Genomic DNA, 18,186 nt, shown 5'->3' with positions numbered 1-18,186 from the left:
TCTGAGACCCTCTTCGATATTACCTGAGGCAATCACACAACAATGAATTGAATTTGTATTTTTAATTTAAATTCCTACATACAATTATAAATAATACATCAAATTACCATTGAATTTATTTTCTACAAACAACCACGCAAACAATACCAGAGAAATATTTATCAGATTTAATTTCATATCAGAAACAAATGAGCACCATCTCAGCCTTAATGTCTGTCTAGAATTCTCGTGGTTCTGATGGCGAAAATTGTCATGACTTACAAACACAAGCAGTGCATCCCTTTCCCTCAAAAACGTACTCAGGCTTAAGCAGGTGAAATGCATCCTGCACATCGGCACGGAAAAAACCGGATCAACAGCCATTCAGGATTGGCTGTACCAGAATGAAACTGCACTCTCCGGGCACGGTATCGCACTCAGCCACGTCTTATGGTGCAATAATAACCGGGCTTTATGCAGCTATTTCCAGTCTTATCTGGATGACGCCATGTGGGACCGAGGCATCAGGACTGAAGAAGGAAAAGCAGATTATTTTACCGGCTTTCTGGAACGGTTCAGCCAAGAAATTGAGAGGCTACGGAAAAACCATACCGTTTTAGTCATAAGCTCCGAACATTTTCACAGTCGCCTGCAAGATCCAAAAGATATTGAAAACCTCAAATTATTTCTTCAGCCTTTATTTTCAGAGATAAAAATCATCTGCTATCTGCGGGATCAGTATTCTTTAAGGCACAGCCTGTTCAGCACGGCCATCAAACACGGAGAAACCACACCTTACGCCTTGTTTCAGGATGATGTGGATGACAGTGTTCCTTATTATAATTACCATTTAATGCTTTCAAAATGGGCCGATCAATTCTGCCAGGAAAACATTCACCCAAGACTTTTTGAACAAAAAAACTGGCGAGGATATGATTTGAGGAAAGATTTTCTATCTTTCCTTGACCCTCACCTTCCCGACAAAACAGAATTCCATTTCGGGAAAGAAAGACCGAATAAAAGTCTCTCTCAGCCTCAAATACGCGTTGCACGACTCATTAACAGGATTTTTCCCAGATACAGGAAGAATGGGCAGTATTCATGGATAAGAGACAGGCTGATCTGGCTTGTTTGCCAGATACCGGGGCCTCCACCCAAAAAATCAGACACCAGAGAGAAAGAGATTTTTCTCAAACGATTTGAGGAAAGCAATCGGGCGCTTTTTCAGGAGTATTTTAAAAGCGACAAAAACCTTTTCCTTGAATGAAGGCCTTTTAGACGGAGCGACTATATCTCGCTCCTCCGCAGAGACCTCTGCACCAGAAAAAGGGCTTTACGGCAAACGACCTATTTTCCTGAAGCGTAACATGCCCACCGCCATACACACAGGTAGCCCGGCGGATGCTTTGCGCTTGCAGATGGGAAAATGCTTTATCAGCCGAAAGGAAGACAGGTCTCTTTCAAGGACACCTATCTCGCTCAGGTCCATTGAAAAGAATGGCGCGCCCTGCTGGATTCGAACCAGCGACCCACAGCTTAGAAGGCTGTTGCTCTATCCAACTGAGCTAAGGGCGCGTGATGTTCGTTCCGGATACCGAGGAATAACCGGAAAATCAATGGGTCCAGTTCTGAATCCGATTGGAAGCAAAATTATCAGCATAGACTTTAGGAGCACGGATCCGTTCTGCAGGCTTTTCAACCTCAAACGCGATATGTTCCCGCTGAGCATAGGCTACAGCGTCATCACAACTTGAAAAATAGAGCCTAAGCTGGGCACGCGTATCGCTGCTGCCAGTCCACCCCATCAGGCTATCCTGATGCCGTGGGGCGCTCTGCCCATATTCAAACACCCACTCCCGCGTGCCTACCAATCCTGACTGACCTGCTGGCTTAGGCTGCCTGTAAATCCGTGCCGGCATCACAATGCCTCCAGATGTTATATGGTCGGGGCGCCCGGACTCGAACCGGGGGCCTCTTGTACCCAAAACAAGCGCGCTACCAGGCTGCGCCACGCCCCGAATGCAGCGGAACCTAAGCGGCATTCTTCCGGCTGGCAAGCCCATAACGGTAAAAAATCAGCTATCGCTTTCAATCGGCTTGCTGGCCAGCGGCGGAACAAACAGCGGCGCCGTATCCCACGGGAACAGAACCCAGGTTTCCTGCGGCACTTCCACCACAAAACGGTCTGTCAGCCCTTTGCCGGCAGGTTTGGCATACAGGCAGGCAAAATAGGCCTTGGGCAGACGTTCCCGCACCACGCGGGCGGTGACGCCGGAATCAACCAGATCATCAATCACCAGAAAGCCTTCACCATCACCAGCAGCTTCCGGTGCTTTGATGATACGCGGCTCACCACGTTCTTCCTCGTCATACGTCACCACGGAAATGGTTTCGACAAGGCGGCAGTTCAGTTCACGCGCAATAATGGCAGCCGGAATCAGCCCGCCACGCGTTACGGCCACAATGCCTTTGATCGGCATGTTCGCCACAAGCTCTTCAGCCAGCAGGCGGGCATCCCGGTGCAATTGATCCCACGTGACAGTCGCGTAATTTACGGCCATCTGGCGCTTCTTCCCTACTCAATATCTATCGTGACCAGATGATCCCGGCCCCTCCGCGTCCTTCTGCCACTAGTGGCGGCTTTGCTGCAAACCCGTTTCCGGCTTTTCGGGCGTTTTTTCTGTCAGCAGGGCCTGTTTCAGCACATCAACGGCATTCCCCCACGCAACAGGCCTGAATCCGGCCCGAATAGCGTCTTCCTGCGCCGCCAATGCCTGTGGGTCATCCAACCAGCGTCTGATTCGCGCCAGAAGGTCCGTGCCGTTATCCGGATCAAACGCCTCCGCCAGCCCGCCACCGGCCTCGGGCAGAGAGGAGCGATCAGAGATCAGGCAAGCTTTTCCCCATGCCAGACTTTCCGTAACCGGCAGGCCCCACCCTTCGTAAAAAGAAGGGAAAACCGTAAACAGACAATTCTGATACAAATGGGCCATCAGCGCATCAGATGGCGCATCCACCCACACCACATGCCCCTCCAACCAGGCGCTGTTACGGATTTGCTGCATCAGATCATCCACTAGCCAGCCCTGGCACCCCGCCATTACAAGTTTGGGCACCTCCTCAGCTGGACGTTCCTGTAACAGCCGACGCCATGTGCGGAACAACACAGCATGGTTTTTCCGGGCTTCGAGCGTGCCAACACACAGCACATATGCCCCCAACCCGGCCACAAGACGTGTTTCTTCCGCTGTTGGGCGCGCTGTATCCGTCACAAATCCACTGCCCATGGGAAGCGTGATAACGGGTGCCCTCAAAGTCTGCGCGTGCTGCGCAGCATACGCCAGAACATCCTGCCGCGTCGCCTCGGAGTTCGCAAAAATGACGTCACACTCTGGCAAAACGGCTGCGTACCACCGGCGGAAAACGGATGGTAGACCGGGGCGGCACCACTCCGGCCACAGCAGGGGCACCAGATCATGCACCAACACAGCCGCACGCACGCCGTAACGCTCTTTGCTGCGATGCAGCAACGCTCCATAAGCCGCATGCGTCCAAGAGGCACCAAGCGTAAGCACAACATCGCCTGCCCTTGGCGTGAATGCACCGTTCTCTTGCACGGAGTTCCCTCTGCCTTGACGGTTGCGCCATTCGGCCTGGGCAACATCCTTTACAAAGATGCCTGAAGCCTGCCCCAAAGCACCGAGCGCCTGCCCCGCCGCAAGCAGGCTCCGCACCATCTGGCCTGCCGGAACCCGCAGGGAGGTCGGGATGTGCCGCGCCATACGCCGCAAGCGGGAAACGTGCTCCGCGTTCTGGGCGGTGCCTGCTGTCACCATCTGCCCCGTAACCTGCGCAGCGGCGCCCCCTGCCAGACGTGTGCTGATGGCCTCTACCTCCGCCCACGCCACCGGCACAAAATCCGTGCCTGTGGGAGTGTGGCGCACAAAGCGAATAGTGGGCCATATGTGGGCATCATTCCGCAAGGCGTGGCAGATTTCCAGAACCACACGCTGTATACCGCTGGGCCGTGTGGCGGTGCGGGCATATACAAACAGGTCTTCCACATCTATCCAGATGCGCACTGGCTCCTGCTGCATGAAACACGCTCCCTTTTACCCTCTGCGCAAAGGGTCACTCGTTGCCCCTTACGCCAGTTCCATAGTGCTCTCGTCAGCCCTGTCTCTGCCATATCCTCCGATTGAGGGGAATAAAAGCTGGAGCATGCGGCTGATCGAGTTCCTTTAACCGTCGAGGCTGTCTGAACAGCCTGCCGAAGCGGCCCCGCAAGATTTTTGAAACTGAAAGCACGGGCTTCTTTTGTCCCGATAGCCCCGTATCGCACCGTTATATCCGCCTTTTCAGGCTTCAAATTCCTCTTCCTGACCTCACCCTGTAACTTTTCCAGCAGCCCCTCTGGGGAACATTTACAAGGCTGCTCACGTTACAATAGGTATATATTTTACACACCTTATAGGTCATCTGATGGTCGCTCACATATCCAGCCTCCTCACCCCTGACTTTCCGGTTATTCAGGCGCCCATGGCTGGCGTTTCAGGCAGTGCGGTTGTGATTAAGGCCATTCAGGCCGGTTTTCTGGGGGCATTGGGGGCTGGCATGATGGAGCCAGAAACAATCCGGCAGGAAATCCGCGCCATTCGCGCCGCCACGCCCGCCCCCTTCTGCGTCAATCTGTTCGTGCTGGAAGACCCCGCTTCGGGAACGCCCGATCTCGCGCCCCTTAGCTGGCTGACTGATCTGTATACCTGGCACAACGTTCCTTTTTCCATTCCGGAGAAATTTGCGCCGTCCTTCCCTGCCCAGTTTGACGCTGTTCTTGCGGAAGCGCCTGCCGTGCTGAGTTGCACGTTTGGCCTGCTTGCCAAGGAGCAGGTCTCTGCATGCCATGCCCGCAACATCGCCGTGGTCGGTACGGCCACCAGCACACCGGAAGCGCTGGCGTGGGCAGAGGTAGGGGCAGATGCCATTTGTGCACAGGGTATTGAAGCCGGAGGACACCGGGGAAGTTTTCTGACCGCGCAGGAGCAAGGCATGGGGCTTATGCCATTGCTTCAGGAAATCCGTAGTGCGGTGCCGCTTCCGCTTATTGCGGCAGGCGGCATTGCCACGGGCGGGGCCATTCTGGCGGTCTTGGCCCTTGGGGCCTGCGCGGCCCAGATCGGCACCGCCTTGCTGCCCAGCAGTGACCTCTCCCTGCCTTCGCCCTATCGCGCTGCTCTGTTGAACAGGCCTTTTGGCACAAGCACGGAACTGACAAACGCGTTCTCCGGCCGCTATGCCCGCGGCCTGCAGAATGACTTTTTAAGAACCGGGCGCGGCAAGCCGACACTGCCCTACCCCATACAGAATGCCCTGACCCAGCCCTTGCGCCGGGCCTCTGCCCAGCAGGACGGAGAGCATCTCTCCCTCTGGGCCGGACAGGCTGTGCATCTGGGCAGGGATATGAGCCTTGCCGATCTGGCGACAACGCTAAAAACGGAGCTGAGAGAGGCGGCTCAAACGCTGGAAAAACAATGGTTTTCCGCTTTGTCATGAAACGTCTTCCTGCAAAATCTGTTTATACAGTTATGAAACTTGCTGATGACACACAGAGCGGCCGAAAGAGCCGCCTGCACTGGCGGAACAAAGGAAAAACCATGCCTGCGATCTCAAAGAACGTCGCAACCGCTGCCATTCTGACAATAGTGATAGCTCTTGGCGGGTGCGGAGACCGTTATAATACAGGTGCCCGCGCAGGCTCCGGCGCGTTGATTGGTGCAGGGGGCGGCGCGGCCATTGGCGCCATTGCGGGCGGCGGCGGTGGGGCGGCTGTCGGGGCTTTGGCAGGTGGTGCAACGGGAGCCGCGGTTGGCGCGGCAACCACGCCGCAGCGGCCATCACAGCGTCACCGTTAAATACCGATTCGTCGGGTTCCGGCCTTCTGAGCAGAATGGCCCTGAGACTGTAGGGGAAGAGCAAAACGCCTCTCCCCTCCAGTCTTTCTCATATCGAAACGGGTAAGAGGAGAAATTTTGCCTGCATGCGCGGCTTTTCTGCCATAGCGCCCCCACGCGTCTGCCGCTAAAAGAGCGGGCATGACAACACAGCCTTCTCCCTTTGCGTCCTCCCCTATTGTGTTGGACCATCCCCTTATCCGGCATAAACTCACCCGTCTGCGGAAGGTGGAAACCTCAACAGCAGGGGTTCGCCGTCTGGTGCGGGAACTCAGCCTGCTGATGTGCTATGAAGCCACGCGGGACCTGCCCATGGAAACGGTGGAGATCACCACCCCGCTTGAAACCATGCAGGCAGAACAGCTTGCGGGCCCGGATGTGTGCTTTATCTCCATTCTGCGCGCGGGCAACGGCCTGCTGGATGGCATGCTGGATCTGGTGCCGTTTGCTCCGGTTGGCCATATCGGCCTGTATCGTGATCCGGAAACGCTGGAAGCGGTGGAATATTACCTCAAACTGCCCAGCCAGATTTCCTCACGCCGGTGCGTGGTGGTGGACCCCATGCTGGCCACAGGGCATAGCGCGGCCGCAGCCCTGACACGCCTGAAGGAAAAAGGAGCAAAGCGGCTGCTGTTTGTATGCCTGCTCTCCACCCCGGAAGGCATAGCCTGCCTGAAAGAACACCACCCGGATGTGCCGGTTATTACCTGCGCCATTGATCGCGGGCTGGATGAACACGGCTACATTCGCCCCGGTCTGGGCGATGCGGGCGACCGGCTGTTCGGCACCAAATAGACCGTCACGCTTCCTCCGCCTTTCTCCTTTACACAGGTGAAAGGCGGGTTAGCCTTCCTACGGTTTTCTACTGCCCGGAACCATATGTCAGCCGATACACCGCCCCGGCTTTATCATCACTGATCAGCAGGCTTCCATCGGGCAAAGGCTGCACATCGGCGGGGCGCCCCCAGGAATGCTCATTTTTCTGAAAGCCGCTGACCACAGTCTGCGGTGCCAGCGGATTACCATCCTTGCCGAACGGCACGGCCACCACCTGATAACCAGACAGCCTGCTTCTGTTCCATGACCCATGCTCGGCTATGAACAGAGCCCCTTTGTAAGATGATGGAAACTGGGTTCCTTCATAAAACCTCAGCCCCAGCGCGGCCACATGCGCCCCCAGTTTAACGGCGGGCGGCGTAAAGTCCGAACACGCATATTTCTTGCCAAATTCCGGGTCTGGCACATCGCCCTGATGGCAGAAAGGGTACCCAAAGGACTGCCCGGGTGTTGTTACGGTGTTCAGTTCATCTGACGGCAGGTCATCCCCCATCATATCCCGCCCGTTATCCGTAAACCACAAAGCCTTTGTCTGTGGTCGCCAGGTAAAGCCAACCGTATTCCGGATACCATATGCCACATCTTTCCGGTCCGTCCCGTCTGGCTCCATGCTGATGATGCGGCCAAACTGCTGCCCGACATTACAGATATTGCACGGTGACCCAATAGGCACATACAGGCGGTTATCCGGCCCGAACGCTATGAATTTCCAAGAGTGATCTCCTTCCTCATACGGAAGGTTATCGGCCGCAACCTCTGGTTCCGGCGGATCATCCAGATGGTTTTCTATATCCCGTAACACCAGAATATGGGTGATGTCAGACACATACAGATCCCCATTATGGAAGGCGACGCCTGCGGGCATGCTCAGATCGGAAGCGATGGTTCGTATCTTGGTGGCCTTGCCATCCTGAAAGTCGGAGAGCGCGTAAACTTTTCCCGCCGACATGGACCCGACAAAAACGGTTCCCCGCGCCCCCAAAGCCATTTCCCGCGCGCTTGGAACCGGGGCGGCATAAACCGAAATATGGAAGCCGGGAGGCACCTCCAACCGATCCACAGGGGGAGCGGCTATTGCTTCAGACAAGGGCAGGAGAACTGCCACACCACACGCCATACCCAGCCAGACAGACCGCATTCCTCTTTCTCCCCCAGAAAAACGCTGTATCGGCCATGATGTTCAGCAAACACAGCTTTGCACAACTGCAGCAACGCAGAAGCAGAAAAAAAGATTACACGTTATGACGTTTTTCTGGAGAAAAAATGAATAAATGTCTTTTTTGACCAGAATGAAGCCACCAGACCATCAGGACAGCCAGAACCTCCGAGTAACGTATTAAAAAACGTCCTTTCCCTAAAGCTTTTTTCGCATATGCTCGCGCAGATCATTGCAGCGTTTGGCATATTGGGAGGCTTTGGACGCTGTGAAAAAATTGATCAGAAAAGCACCAGCCAGAGAAAAGAATGACACAACAGTCAGAATTTCCCCTGCAAGGGAGATGTTTTCTTCATAATGTAGGGCGGAATACCATAGAAGACTGATACTCAGCACTGCACCAAAAAACCCGAATACGCCAGTAGATTTCATAAGAGAGTCTTCAATGCTTTCAAATGCGGATGTCTCCTTCCACAAATCAAAAAGCTGACGATCCACCTCTCCTACTGCTTCAGCATGCACAGCCTTGTCTTCAACAGTACGCTTGTGTGGGTTTTTACGGTAGATATCCAGCTCCTGCCGCGCCTTGGCAAAAACACGCCTGCGCTCCTTGATGGCAGGCAGACTGATATCCACAAAGCTGAGAATAGCCACGTTCAACCCGGCTGAAAGTTGAACAACAGCCTGAAAATCGCCCCACGTCACGGCCATGCGGAACCGCCCCCATCTCCACTTTATGCAAACCAGCCCCTTGTTTAGTGTGCACCTACCAAGAGAGATAGAGCCCCCCGACATGCCAGCCATAACGCACCCTACGGCGTACTCAGGCGGTGCTCTCTGCCCAAGCATGGTCCAGCGCATCTGTGCCTCTGGCTGCATAGTCCTGCGGTGTGACGAATATGTTATGGCCTGAAGGTCACGCACGTCCTACGAAACGCCCCTCTAGGTGGCATTGCCGCCGCTCTCCCCTTGCTTTCTCACCCTCATGGCGCAATGGTGGCGCAATCAGCCCTCCCCCGATGGGACCAAAGGGCATTCATGGGAGGGAACGTGATCATGAGCACAGGAAAGAAAACCGTCTTGATGGCCTTGATCGCGCTGGCGCTCTCTGGCTGCAAAAATTTCTATCACAGCAGTTGCCCCGGCTTTTATGGTGAAAACCCTGAGGCGCGTGACGGTGTAAAGTCTGTCATCCAGACCTGTAACTAAGAAACGGGCCATTAAAGCCCTGCCAGACAGGCACGGCGGAGCGTCCCGCGTTCCACTGTGCCGTGGCGTTATTGCAATGTTTCAAAATGGCGGATGATCCAGGACATTTCATAAAATAGTCCAAGCATGACAAAAGCCAGATGAAACCGGCGATTGGAAGACACAATCGCAATACCGCACAAAACAAGATAAACGGGCACCCGAAACCAGTATTCGATTGAAAACATGGCGTAATGGGCTGCCCCCTTGATCAAGGTATCGATCAGGTCAAACACAACTGTCAGCCCAAAAAAGGTAAAGAACCATTTGCGGCGAGCAATAAAGAACTGCTCATACCCTGTATAATCACTAATTGAGTCTGGAAATAGAAACGCGCTTAGAAAAAACAGAGTAATCGCGTAGATAATCAGAAACAGGTAAGTCTCAAACGTCCAGACCGGCAGCTCAACCAACCACAGCTCCCACCACCAGAAATGGAGGAGCATCAGCAGCAGGGTCAGAACCCAGCCGATATGAACCGGGTAGATCCGTGTCTGATTCGGATGCTGAATGATACGAACCAGCCCATTGAGCAGTCGGGTAACACTCAACCCGACAACCATGCCCATAACGATGCGAACATGCTGAAAAATTTCAGGGGACGTCAAAGAGTGTGAAGGCATCCTCGGAAGGCTCCTGACCGGCAACTGTTTATGCGTTTCCCGTCCACCGGGGGCACATCACGACAGTTCAGACCATTCCGCCCTCCAAAGCCAGCCTGCAACATACGCCATGAATCCTCTATTGATCACAGAGCAGTCATAAGAAAAACCGTCCAGCCGTACACCGTATTTGAAAAGCCTTACAATGGCGTGGGGCCGGTGGGCGGCAGGTCGCCCCCCAGAACAGGAGGAGCGATCCTTTTGCGGTGAAACTGGCTAAGCCGATGCGCTGGCATTTCCACGGTCCAGAAAAAAATCGTGGCAACCAGAAGAGCACACACAATACTCACAACGGCCAGTTCCACCGGGGGCATAAACAGCCCGCACCACGCCACAACAGTCAGAAAAACCGGCAGATGGGTAATGTACAGGCTATAGGAAATTCTCCCCAGTTCCTGCCAGATACCGCCCCGCAACAAACGGCATGACCGGGAGGCGGGATCACTGACCAGCGCGATCAGGGCACAGGAGCCAAGCAGCACCACACTATCCCGCCCTATGGAACAGCCAGCCAGAACCATCATCCAGGCCATAAACCGGATAGTCTTTCCTTTGGGCAACCGCGCGCACGAAACCGCCATAGCGTAACCCGCAGCAAAAAAGACCGTAAAATAAAGCGTCGATGCAAGCCCGTTCATCAGGCCTCTGCCCAGAGTGATATCAGGCGCCACCTCCCCCGAAAAAATAAGCACCACGGACACAAGGGCAGACACCGCAATGGTGGGTATCCAGGCCCGGCGCCAGATCACAACCAACGGCAGTAAAACAGAAATTCGCCATTCATGGGCTAAAGACCAGACTGCGGCATCCAGCGGGTATCCTGTTCCTGTGGCATCACCAAGAAGAGCCGTTTCTTCAAACCAGTCCGTCCAAGTTGGCAACCGCCCCCACTGAGCCTGCCAGAAAAAGGGATTAAGCCGATGAGAAATGGGATGAAACCTGCATAGATGATAAAGAAGCAGGGAAAGCAGCAGGCCCGCGGTAATGGGCAGGCAAAGGCGCAGCGTTCTTCGCCAGTACCAGTCTGTCATTCTGAAGGATTTGCGCCGCTGAACAGCCAGTGTCAGCACAAAGCCACTCAGCACAAAGAAGAACAATACCGGTGCCCGTCCTGTTGCAATCATGCGCAAAGGCGTGTGAAGCAGCAGACTGTCTGGCAAGGCCCAAGGGGGCGGCCACAACCAGTGTGCATGGTGCAGCAGCACAACAACGGCCGCAATACCGCGCAGGGCATCAAGCTCTTCCCGGCGGTTACTCACCACTTTTCCTGCAATGTCCATTTTGAAATACTCACACGCCCACGGTTTTTATTATGTGCGGAAACGCCTGCTATTTTTTGTAATAAGTCTTTCAAACGCGTAGTCTGGTTCTGAAAAGAAGGGTCGGAGGAGAACATGCCGAGTAGCTGACCCTCAGGCCTTAACGGCAAAGACCGGGCACGGATTTACACGGCGAAAAAAATAAATGGCGAGAGGGAAGAAAGAGACAGGAGACCTCCATTTCCCGTGGTGTTGACCCGCTTTATCCCCCCTATCTCTCCTGTCCCGCATCTTCTAACCTGAACGCTCTGGTTCTCCAGACCATTCTGTTTTAGCGAGGAGATATGTTGTGACCCTTCTGGAAACCCTGACCCATCGGCACACAACCAAGGCTTACGACAAGAACCGCAAAATTCCTGCCAGTATCGTAACTCAGTTATTGGAAGCGCTGCGCTACAGCCCGTCTTCCGTTAACTCGCAGCCCTGGCATTTCTTTGTTGCTGACAATGATGCAGGGAAAGCCCGGATTGCAAAAGCAACCAGTGGCGTGTTTTCCTTCAATGTAAACCGTGTTCTGGATGCCTCCCACGTTATCGTGCTCTGCGCGCGGAACACCCTCTCTCCCGACTATCTTCAGACACTGGGCGCGCAGGAACAGGCTGACGGCCGTTTTGCGACCGATGAAGCCCGGGATGTCGCGCAGAAGGGCCGTGCAACTTTTGTCGGCCTTCATGAGCAGGCTGGAGACGTGGCAACATGGGCGCAAAAGCAGACATACATTGCGCAAGGGTTCCTTCTGCTTTCTGCTGCGTTCCTTGGCGTGGATGCCACCCCGATGGAAGGTTTTGAGGCGTCCATTCTTGAAGAAGAACTCGGCCTTAAAGAAAAAGACCTGACACCGGTAGTTATTGTCTCGCTTGGATACCACTCCGATGCAGATTTCAACGCCCGGCTTCCCAAATCACGCCTGCCGGAACAGGCCATCTTTACAAACCTGTAAATGGCGCCTTCCTGACCGCGCATCCCCTCAAGCCTCACGCTTGAGGGGCCAATCCGGCGCAAGGACCACGACAAGACAAAACAGCCCAGAACAAACTGCCAGAAAAAACGAGGCAGGAAATCAAGTCCGTTCAGGCTGTTTTCCTTTCATCTGATCCTGTTTGTGCAGTCGTATCTTTTGCAGATAGCGTCTTGCAGCCAGGCAATAGTCTGATGGAGAAAGCGGTCCAACCGAGCTTACCGTCCTCTTTCCACGTGAACGACGGCTTGGATCACCACCCTTCCGCGTCCACCTCACGCCGTCTGAGCGGTCTTGTCAGGCTCAACAAGCCTGTGCCTGTCTTCAACTGGCGATTTTTCAAGTCTCTCTCGCAGGAAGCAGATCATGCCTTCGACTATGAAAGGTAAGAGGATGGCGAGAAAAAACACTCCCCCCCGTCACACGCTTCAGGCTAACCCCTCCCCTCCTTTTTTGCCAAGGGCCACTATGATGGCAGTTTCGCAAAGGGTGATTTGCGTAATGGTCGGTGGCTTTGACTACCCAAAAGCTTTGAGAAAGCCTTCAATATCGTCGCTCATCAATTTTGGCATCCGCTCGCGTATCACGTCTTCAGGCCAGTCCCACCACGCCACTGCCAGCAAGCGTTCAATGATTTTTTCGGGAAAACGATATTTGAGAACACGCGCCGGGTTGCCGCCCACAATTGCATAAGGCGGCACGTTTTTGGTGACGACTGCACCCGTTGCAATAATGGCTCCGTGCCCGATGGTAACACCGGAGAGAATGGTTGCCCGTGCTCCAATCCAGACATCATTACCAAGAACGATATCTCCTTTGGTGGAATGATCATCCGTTGCGTCTGCGGCCTCTGGCCAGAAACTGCTCAGATCCTTGAAAGGGTACGTTGTCACGGTATCCGGCCGATGATTTCCCAGAATCATCAGCACTTCTTGGGCAATGGAACAATAATCGCCAATTCTGAGCCGGGCATACTGCGCTTCAATAACAACAGGTGAACCGTTAGCACCGTAACTGTGTGGGCCAATTTCCCACCCCCACTCATCTATTTCATGAGCAAGAGAATAGCGGAGAAGTAATGAAAACGCGTTCTTCCCGTAAGACATTCAGTGGCCCCCTTTCCTTGATACAATTTGACCTGAACGGTGGTTTGAACAATCTGCGAGGTCAGTATGCAGGTCTTTTAAGGGTGGAATACGTTAAATTTCGTGCAGCCTGCCAGCGTCGCACCTTTATATCCGCCTTTTCAGCCTCAAAAATCTCTCACTAGCCCCCCTGCTGACTATTCAATCAGCCTCTTATCTGCGTCTGCAATTTCCCTCCGGCGTATCATTCCCCGGTCCACTGTCTCACAAACATTCCTGTCTTCCTCTCAACCATGAGTAGGATAGCGGTGAATAAGCATTCGGGGCTCTGTTCTTTGGGTAATTCATGTCGTCCACCGCAACGCCTCCTCCCTGACCAAAAGAGACGCGCTTGCAAGACGATCTTTTCATAAGACCATTTTCCGCCGTAAGCTTATTGATATGCAAAAGCACCTGATAGAGATGGCAACCACGGCACGCTCGTTCCTTGAACCGGTGTGGATCGAATGGCACACCGCTTGGGGAGGCAAGCTTCCTGCTGTTCCGTCCCAATATACGTGTGCTCGTAGCAGTCTGTTTGTTGTGAAAGCCCTCAGGCACGTTGGGATAACAGCAACTTGGAAAACAGGAGTGCCGCGCCACTCTGAAGAGGGCCCTGAACTTGGGCCTATTGGCTTCTATGCAAATGGACGGTGGCAAAGTCACGCCTGGGTGGAAGCGTGTGGCTACATCATTGATATTACTGCCGATCAGTTCGGCGCTGCGCCCGTGATCGTCGTTCCAACAGGAGACCGCCGATATGCCGAGGGCACTGAGGATACTGCTCTCCCCGCTTTTGTTGCCAATCGCACAAATGCCGTCGAGGCCATCTGGCCCCGCTGGCTGACGTATTGCGGTCACACATAGTATCGGGTGGTTTGGCATCCGGCGAGCGCCCACTCGCAATACATTATAAGCGCCGCTGCCTGCTTTTCCGTCCACAGCCTTACGGCAACCGTTACTTTTTGGCTGCCGTAAAATCCTGACCCGAGGCTACCCTATCCGGCTCAGGCCCAAGACATGGAGTAGTTAGATCAGCCCTTCTTCTTTCAGGGCTTTTTGAGCCGCTGGCCGAGCGAAGACTTTATCCCGCAGGGCACTGACCTTGGGATAAGCCGAGATGTCGATTTTGAGAGGGGTCGTCCAATTCAGAATGACCGCCATGAGGGCATCGGCCTGTGTAAAACCAACGGGCAACAGGTAGCCATTATCGCCACGATCAAGAATGGCCTCTACCTGCGCAAGACGACGCCCAATAAGGCCCATCAGCTTTTCGCGCGTGGCATCCGGCACATTGGGGGCGAACAATGCCCCAATCGCGCCATGCACGTCTTCACAGAATCCTAAGGCTTCAAGCAGTCGATAAAACTCAAGACTATCTGGGACCGGATGAAATTCCGTGTTGTCAGACTGTTGGCCAATATAGGTAAGAACGGCAACATTTTGCGTCAAAACCACGCCGGGAGCAATTTCAAGTGCCGGAACAGCACCACGCGGATTGATTGCTGTGTAGTCCTGATTATCGGCTGTCTTTTTCTCTTTCAGGTCCACCTTCACAAGCTCATGAGGCAATCCGGTCTCGTTCAGCATGATGTGAGCAGCGAGAGAACACGCACCTGGTGAGAAATACAGCTTCATAGTGACGCCCTTTAGTTTCAACGCTTCCGAAGGATGCAGAACGGGCAGACGCTCATCCTGCTGCCGGAAAGCGTTGCACAAATACCCGGAGTTGAGAAGAATTGGAGCATTGCACTGATCTCTTGGCAGCCGGAACATGCCCCGCTCCCCTCAACCCCGACTATTTGGGCAGGAGGCGTGCGGATTACCAATCTGCCCAAAACCACCAGGACGCGCAGATTCAACTGGACTAAAAAGCACCAACCTCTTTTGCCAGATTGCTACCCAGCAACCCTTTACAAAAAGACGCATGAGAAGAACGAGCTTCTTCAGCCGACCAGCTTATTCTTAAATTTTATCGGAGAATTTATCACCTGATGGCGGAAGGGGTGTCCGCCAAAACGACGAGACCCCAAGGGGCCTAAAGATACATTTTCTATGTTAAAACAGTATATTAACTTGTATCCTCGCCACCTGACGCCGCATATAGACGTGTCGAACCGCATGATATAAGGTGGGACTGAAGATGGGATTAAAAGACCATGAGCAAGCTTCCGCCGAACCAGTTAACCGTGCGTAAGATCGCGACCCTGAAAGATGGTGTTTATGGCGACGGTGGAAACCTATGGATTACAATCCGAGGTGACACACGTGCCTGGACCTTTCGTTACAAAAGCCCGCTAACCGGCAAGCGCCGGGAAATGGGACTAGGTCCAGCCCGTGACGTCTCCCTTTCCGAAGCACGCAGCAAAGCCACCGACGCTCGACGTCTTTTACTGGAGGGACGTGATCCTCTGGAGGAACAGGCCCAAAGAAAGCGAAGCGCTACCAAGGAGCGGACTTTCAGAGAGGTTGCTGAACACTATATCACAGAACAGACACCCGCCTGGAAAGACCCACGTTCCGCACCCATGTGGCGGAGTTCGCTCGACCGGCATATCTACCCCCTCCTGGGCAACCGCTCAATTGCTCAGGTCCAGACTGAGGATGTTCTAGCCGTACTGCGGCCGATCTGGGAAACCACCACGGAGACAGCCAGTCGCCTGCGTGGGCGCATTGAACGTATTCTGGATTACGCGCACAGTCATCATTGGCGCGAAGGCAACAACCCTGCGCGTTGGCGCGGTCATCTTGCCAACATTCTTCCCAAACCAACAGCCGTGGCAAAAGTTGTGCATCATGCGGCCGTGCCTTATCACGATCTTCCTTCTGTGTTTGCGCAACTTGAGCGACAAGACGGCGCTGCGGCTCTTGCCGCCCGTTTTCTCTGCCTGACGGCGGCTCGTTCTGGTGAAGTGCGTCATGCACGGTGGTCTGAGATTGACCTCGAAAAGCAAATCTGGGTCGTCCCAGCGGCACGCATGAAAGCAAAGCGGGAACATCGCGTGCCCTTGACGACAGGCGCCCTGAACGTGCTCCGACGAATGGAAATACTGCGCCCCCTTCCCTCTGCAGATGGTCTGATTTTCCCCGGAGGCAAAATCGGATCACCGCTCAGTGACGTCGCCATCTCCAAAGCACTCCATCGTGCAGCTGGGACTAAAGACGTAACCATTCACGGACTGCGCTCCAGCTTTCGCGACTGGGCAGCAGAAGAAACCGACTTCCCGCGGGAAGTCGCAGAAATGGCACTGGCCCACGCCATTGGTAACAAGGTCGAGGCCGCCTATCGGCGAGGAGATCTACTCAACAAGCGGCAGGAGATGATGAAGCAATGGGAGCAATTCTGCACAGATCGCGTATAGAAATCGTAGGCTGCTTTGGGGGGGATAGTGTTGAAAAACTCATGGTGAAGAGTGAAGGTGTTGCCAAACCACTTCGATATGCCTGCGGCTTTCTTGCCTCAGGTGGATAAGGCAGGCGCTCCGGAAGGTATCAGTTTCGCCATTTTGCGGAGATTTTGGGCAGCTGCGGCGAGATGAAACTCATCACGGGCGCCGTTTGGTCCTCTGAGCCTCAACCGATCGATCTTCAAAATGCGCTTGAGGTGAGCAAACAGCATTTCGACCTTCTTTCGTTCTCGTCTGGTGACAATATAGGCGTCGGTTAAGGCAATGTCGCGGGCCATATCACGAGCACCTTCATGAACAGAGCGCAGAACTTTACGATTGGGCTGATTGGGGCAGCATTTTTGTTTGAGAGTGCATACGTCGCACGCCAGTTTCGACGAACGGTATCGAAGTAGGTTGTCGGGAGGGGTGTTTGGTCGATCCGAGTTGATCTTGCGCCACAGCTGCTTCAGTTCCTGTCCACCAGGACAGACGTAAAGATCGTGCACGTGGTCATATGTGAAATCTCGGCGTTCGAAAGTCCCGTCCTGCCGGGCAGATTTGTCGAAGACCGGAATGTGAGGTTCTATGCCACGCTCATGAACCAGCCACGCAAGATTTTCAGCGGATCCATAAGCTGTATCCGCAGCAAGCCTTTCGGGCCATATTCCAAATATTTCCTGCGTACGCTCTATCATTCGGCGTTGCGCCGTAACCTCGGCCTGCCGGATGGCTGTCGTGGTTTCTACATCCATGATGACAGCCGATTTAAGGTCGATGAGGTAATTTGTGCAGTAGGCATAATAAGCTTGGCCACCGCTTGCAGCGTTCCAACGTGCCGCAGGATCGACCGGAGAGATATATTTTGGTTGTACGGGCGTAGCAGACCCAAATGCAGCATCGTCCAGCACCGAGAAATACTCCCGCACAGCACGATGGGCTGCCTCGATTGGCAGCTTGTCTGGGCTCGGAACACTGCGCTGCCGATTAGCGTCGGCCTTGATCGTGCTGGCATCGACCGCAAAGCCTTCACCGCCCACCAGCCCCTTGGCGATGCACTGCCGGACGGTCATTTCGAACATTTGGCGAAGCAGATCACTCTCCCGGAAGCGTCCGTGCCGGTTTTTCGAGAATGTCGAATGATCAGGCACAGGGCCGTTGAGACCAAGGCCACAGAACCACCGGTAGGCCAGGTTAAGATGGACTTCTTCACATAACCGTCGCTCGGATCGAATACCCATCACGTAGCCAACGATTAACATCCTGATGATCAGTTCGGGATCGATCGAAGGCCGCCCCGTGCCGCTGTAAAATGGGCGAAGATGCTCACGCAGGCCGTCCAGATCAACAAAGCGATCAATTGAACGCAAAAGGTGGCCAGCTGGCACATGATCTTCAAGACGGAACTCGTAGAACAGTGCCTCCTGTATTTTCGTTCGATCACCCATCATTTGCAGGTTCCTCCTGCGAAGAGTGAATCAGTGCTTCACTCTCAAAGCAAGCGCGACTTTTTCAACACTATCAGGGGGAGGAACGAACCCGCTACGCGGGATTGGTGCGGTGTGC

General features: G+C 54.1%; 18 protein-coding genes and 2 tRNA genes. 8 read left to right on the top strand and 12 right to left on the bottom strand.

What is annotated here, in order from left to right; all coding sequences use genetic code 11:
• The first annotated feature begins 313 nt into the window (after positions 1–313).
• On the top strand, positions 314–1,246 hold the full coding sequence (locus AD948_RS04620; protein ID WP_061470924.1) for a hypothetical protein: 933 nt from the start codon (positions 314–316) through the stop codon (positions 1,244–1,246).
• Between the two features lie 231 nt (positions 1,247–1,477).
• On the opposite strand, the gene AD948_RS04615 is transcribed toward AD948_RS04620, so the two are convergent.
• The 5 genes from AD948_RS04615 to AD948_RS04595 all read right to left on the bottom strand — a co-directional run bounded on the left by AD948_RS04615 (position 1,478) and on the right by AD948_RS04595 (position 4,076).
• Positions 1,478–1,554 (bottom strand) — tRNA-Arg (locus AD948_RS04615).
• 38 nt (positions 1,555–1,592) lie between these two features.
• A complete protein-coding gene (locus AD948_RS04610; protein WP_061470923.1) occupies positions 1,593–1,898 on the bottom strand; it encodes an ETC complex I subunit in 306 nt (101 codons plus the stop codon).
• Between the two features lie 22 nt (positions 1,899–1,920).
• Positions 1,921–1,997 (bottom strand) — tRNA-Pro (locus AD948_RS04605).
• Positions 1,998–2,054: 57 nt separating this feature from the next.
• Positions 2,055–2,540 carry a xanthine phosphoribosyltransferase gene (gene gpt, locus AD948_RS04600; protein WP_061470922.1) on the bottom strand — a complete coding sequence of 162 codons (486 nt, stop codon included), beginning with the start codon at positions 2,538–2,540 and terminating at the stop codon, positions 2,055–2,057.
• Between the two features lie 69 nt (positions 2,541–2,609).
• The gene (locus AD948_RS04595; RefSeq protein WP_061470921.1) at positions 2,610–4,076 is read right to left on the bottom strand and encodes a glycosyltransferase family 4 protein; all 1,467 of its coding nucleotides are present in this window, start codon (positions 4,074–4,076) and stop codon (positions 2,610–2,612) included.
• 385 nt (positions 4,077–4,461) lie between these two features.
• Here AD948_RS04595 and AD948_RS04590 point away from each other — a divergent pair, with 385 nt between their 5' ends.
• From AD948_RS04590 to upp, 3 genes are all read left to right on the top strand, one after another.
• On the top strand, positions 4,462–5,532 hold the full coding sequence (locus tag AD948_RS04590; protein ID WP_061470920.1) for an NAD(P)H-dependent flavin oxidoreductase: 1,071 nt from the start codon (positions 4,462–4,464) through the stop codon (positions 5,530–5,532).
• Positions 5,533–5,633: 101 nt separating this feature from the next.
• Positions 5,634–5,891 carry a hypothetical protein gene (locus AD948_RS04585; protein WP_039903735.1) on the top strand — a complete coding sequence of 86 codons (258 nt, stop codon included), beginning with the start codon at positions 5,634–5,636 and terminating at the stop codon, positions 5,889–5,891.
• Positions 5,892–6,071: 180 nt separating this feature from the next.
• Entirely contained in the window at positions 6,072–6,725 is a 654-nt protein-coding gene (gene upp / locus AD948_RS04575) for a uracil phosphoribosyltransferase (protein WP_006557962.1), read from the top strand.
• Positions 6,726–6,792: 67 nt separating this feature from the next.
• Here the strand turns inward: upp and AD948_RS04570 are convergent, their stop codons facing one another.
• Positions 6,793–7,905 carry a PQQ-dependent sugar dehydrogenase gene (locus AD948_RS04570; protein ID WP_211264434.1) on the bottom strand — a complete coding sequence of 371 codons (1,113 nt, stop codon included), beginning with the start codon at positions 7,903–7,905 and terminating at the stop codon, positions 6,793–6,795.
• A 216-nt stretch (positions 7,906–8,121) separates the two neighbouring features.
• Positions 8,122–8,634 (bottom strand): hypothetical protein, encoded by a 513-nt coding sequence (locus tag AD948_RS04565; protein ID WP_006557960.1) that lies wholly within the window; start codon positions 8,632–8,634, stop codon positions 8,122–8,124.
• A gap of 345 nt (positions 8,635–8,979) precedes the next feature.
• Here AD948_RS04565 and AD948_RS18080 point away from each other — a divergent pair, with 345 nt between their 5' ends.
• Positions 8,980–9,132 carry a hypothetical protein gene (locus tag AD948_RS18080; RefSeq protein WP_156478931.1) on the top strand — a complete coding sequence of 51 codons (153 nt, stop codon included), beginning with the start codon at positions 8,980–8,982 and terminating at the stop codon, positions 9,130–9,132.
• 68 nt (positions 9,133–9,200) lie between these two features.
• Here the strand turns inward: AD948_RS18080 and AD948_RS04560 are convergent, their stop codons facing one another.
• Positions 9,201–9,794: a hypothetical protein gene (locus AD948_RS04560; RefSeq protein ID WP_061470918.1), complete on the bottom strand. Its 594-nt coding sequence runs from the start codon at positions 9,792–9,794 to the stop codon at positions 9,201–9,203.
• A 179-nt stretch (positions 9,795–9,973) separates the two neighbouring features.
• Positions 9,974–11,092, bottom strand: coding sequence for an acyltransferase family protein (locus AD948_RS04555; RefSeq protein ID WP_169797383.1), 1,119 nt, complete (start codon positions 11,090–11,092; stop codon positions 9,974–9,976).
• 349 nt (positions 11,093–11,441) lie between these two features.
• Between AD948_RS04555 and nfsB the strand changes: the two genes are divergently transcribed.
• Positions 11,442–12,092, top strand: coding sequence for an oxygen-insensitive NAD(P)H nitroreductase (gene nfsB / locus AD948_RS04550; protein ID WP_061470916.1), 651 nt, complete (start codon positions 11,442–11,444; stop codon positions 12,090–12,092).
• A gap of 536 nt (positions 12,093–12,628) precedes the next feature.
• Here nfsB and AD948_RS04545 read toward each other — a convergent pair.
• Positions 12,629–13,216, bottom strand: a complete 588-nt coding sequence (locus AD948_RS04545; protein WP_061470915.1) for a CatB-related O-acetyltransferase — start codon at positions 13,214–13,216, stop codon at positions 12,629–12,631.
• Positions 13,217–13,657: 441 nt separating this feature from the next.
• Here AD948_RS04545 and AD948_RS04540 point away from each other — a divergent pair, with 441 nt between their 5' ends.
• Positions 13,658–14,101, top strand: a complete 444-nt coding sequence (locus AD948_RS04540) for a lasso peptide biosynthesis protein (RefSeq protein WP_061470914.1) — start codon at positions 13,658–13,660, stop codon at positions 14,099–14,101.
• A 162-nt stretch (positions 14,102–14,263) separates the two neighbouring features.
• On the opposite strand, the gene AD948_RS04535 is transcribed toward AD948_RS04540, so the two are convergent.
• Positions 14,264–14,872: a glutathione S-transferase N-terminal domain-containing protein gene (locus tag AD948_RS04535; RefSeq protein ID WP_061470932.1), complete on the bottom strand. Its 609-nt coding sequence runs from the start codon at positions 14,870–14,872 to the stop codon at positions 14,264–14,266.
• Between the two features lie 521 nt (positions 14,873–15,393).
• On the opposite strand from AD948_RS04535, the gene AD948_RS04530 reads away from it, so the two are divergent.
• A complete protein-coding gene (locus AD948_RS04530) occupies positions 15,394–16,596 on the top strand; it encodes a tyrosine-type recombinase/integrase (RefSeq protein WP_061470913.1) in 1,203 nt (400 codons plus the stop codon).
• A gap of 98 nt (positions 16,597–16,694) precedes the next feature.
• Here AD948_RS04530 and AD948_RS04525 read toward each other — a convergent pair whose 3' ends face one another.
• Positions 16,695–18,071 carry an IS1182 family transposase gene (locus tag AD948_RS04525; RefSeq protein ID WP_061470912.1) on the bottom strand — a complete coding sequence of 459 codons (1,377 nt, stop codon included), beginning with the start codon at positions 18,069–18,071 and terminating at the stop codon, positions 16,695–16,697.
• Between the last annotated feature and the right edge of the window lie 115 nt (positions 18,072–18,186).

Source organism: Acetobacter senegalensis (assembly GCF_001580995.1).
Classification (GTDB): domain Bacteria; phylum Pseudomonadota; class Alphaproteobacteria; order Acetobacterales; family Acetobacteraceae; genus Acetobacter; species Acetobacter senegalensis.
This window is presented reverse-complemented; position numbering and strand designations above follow the sequence as displayed.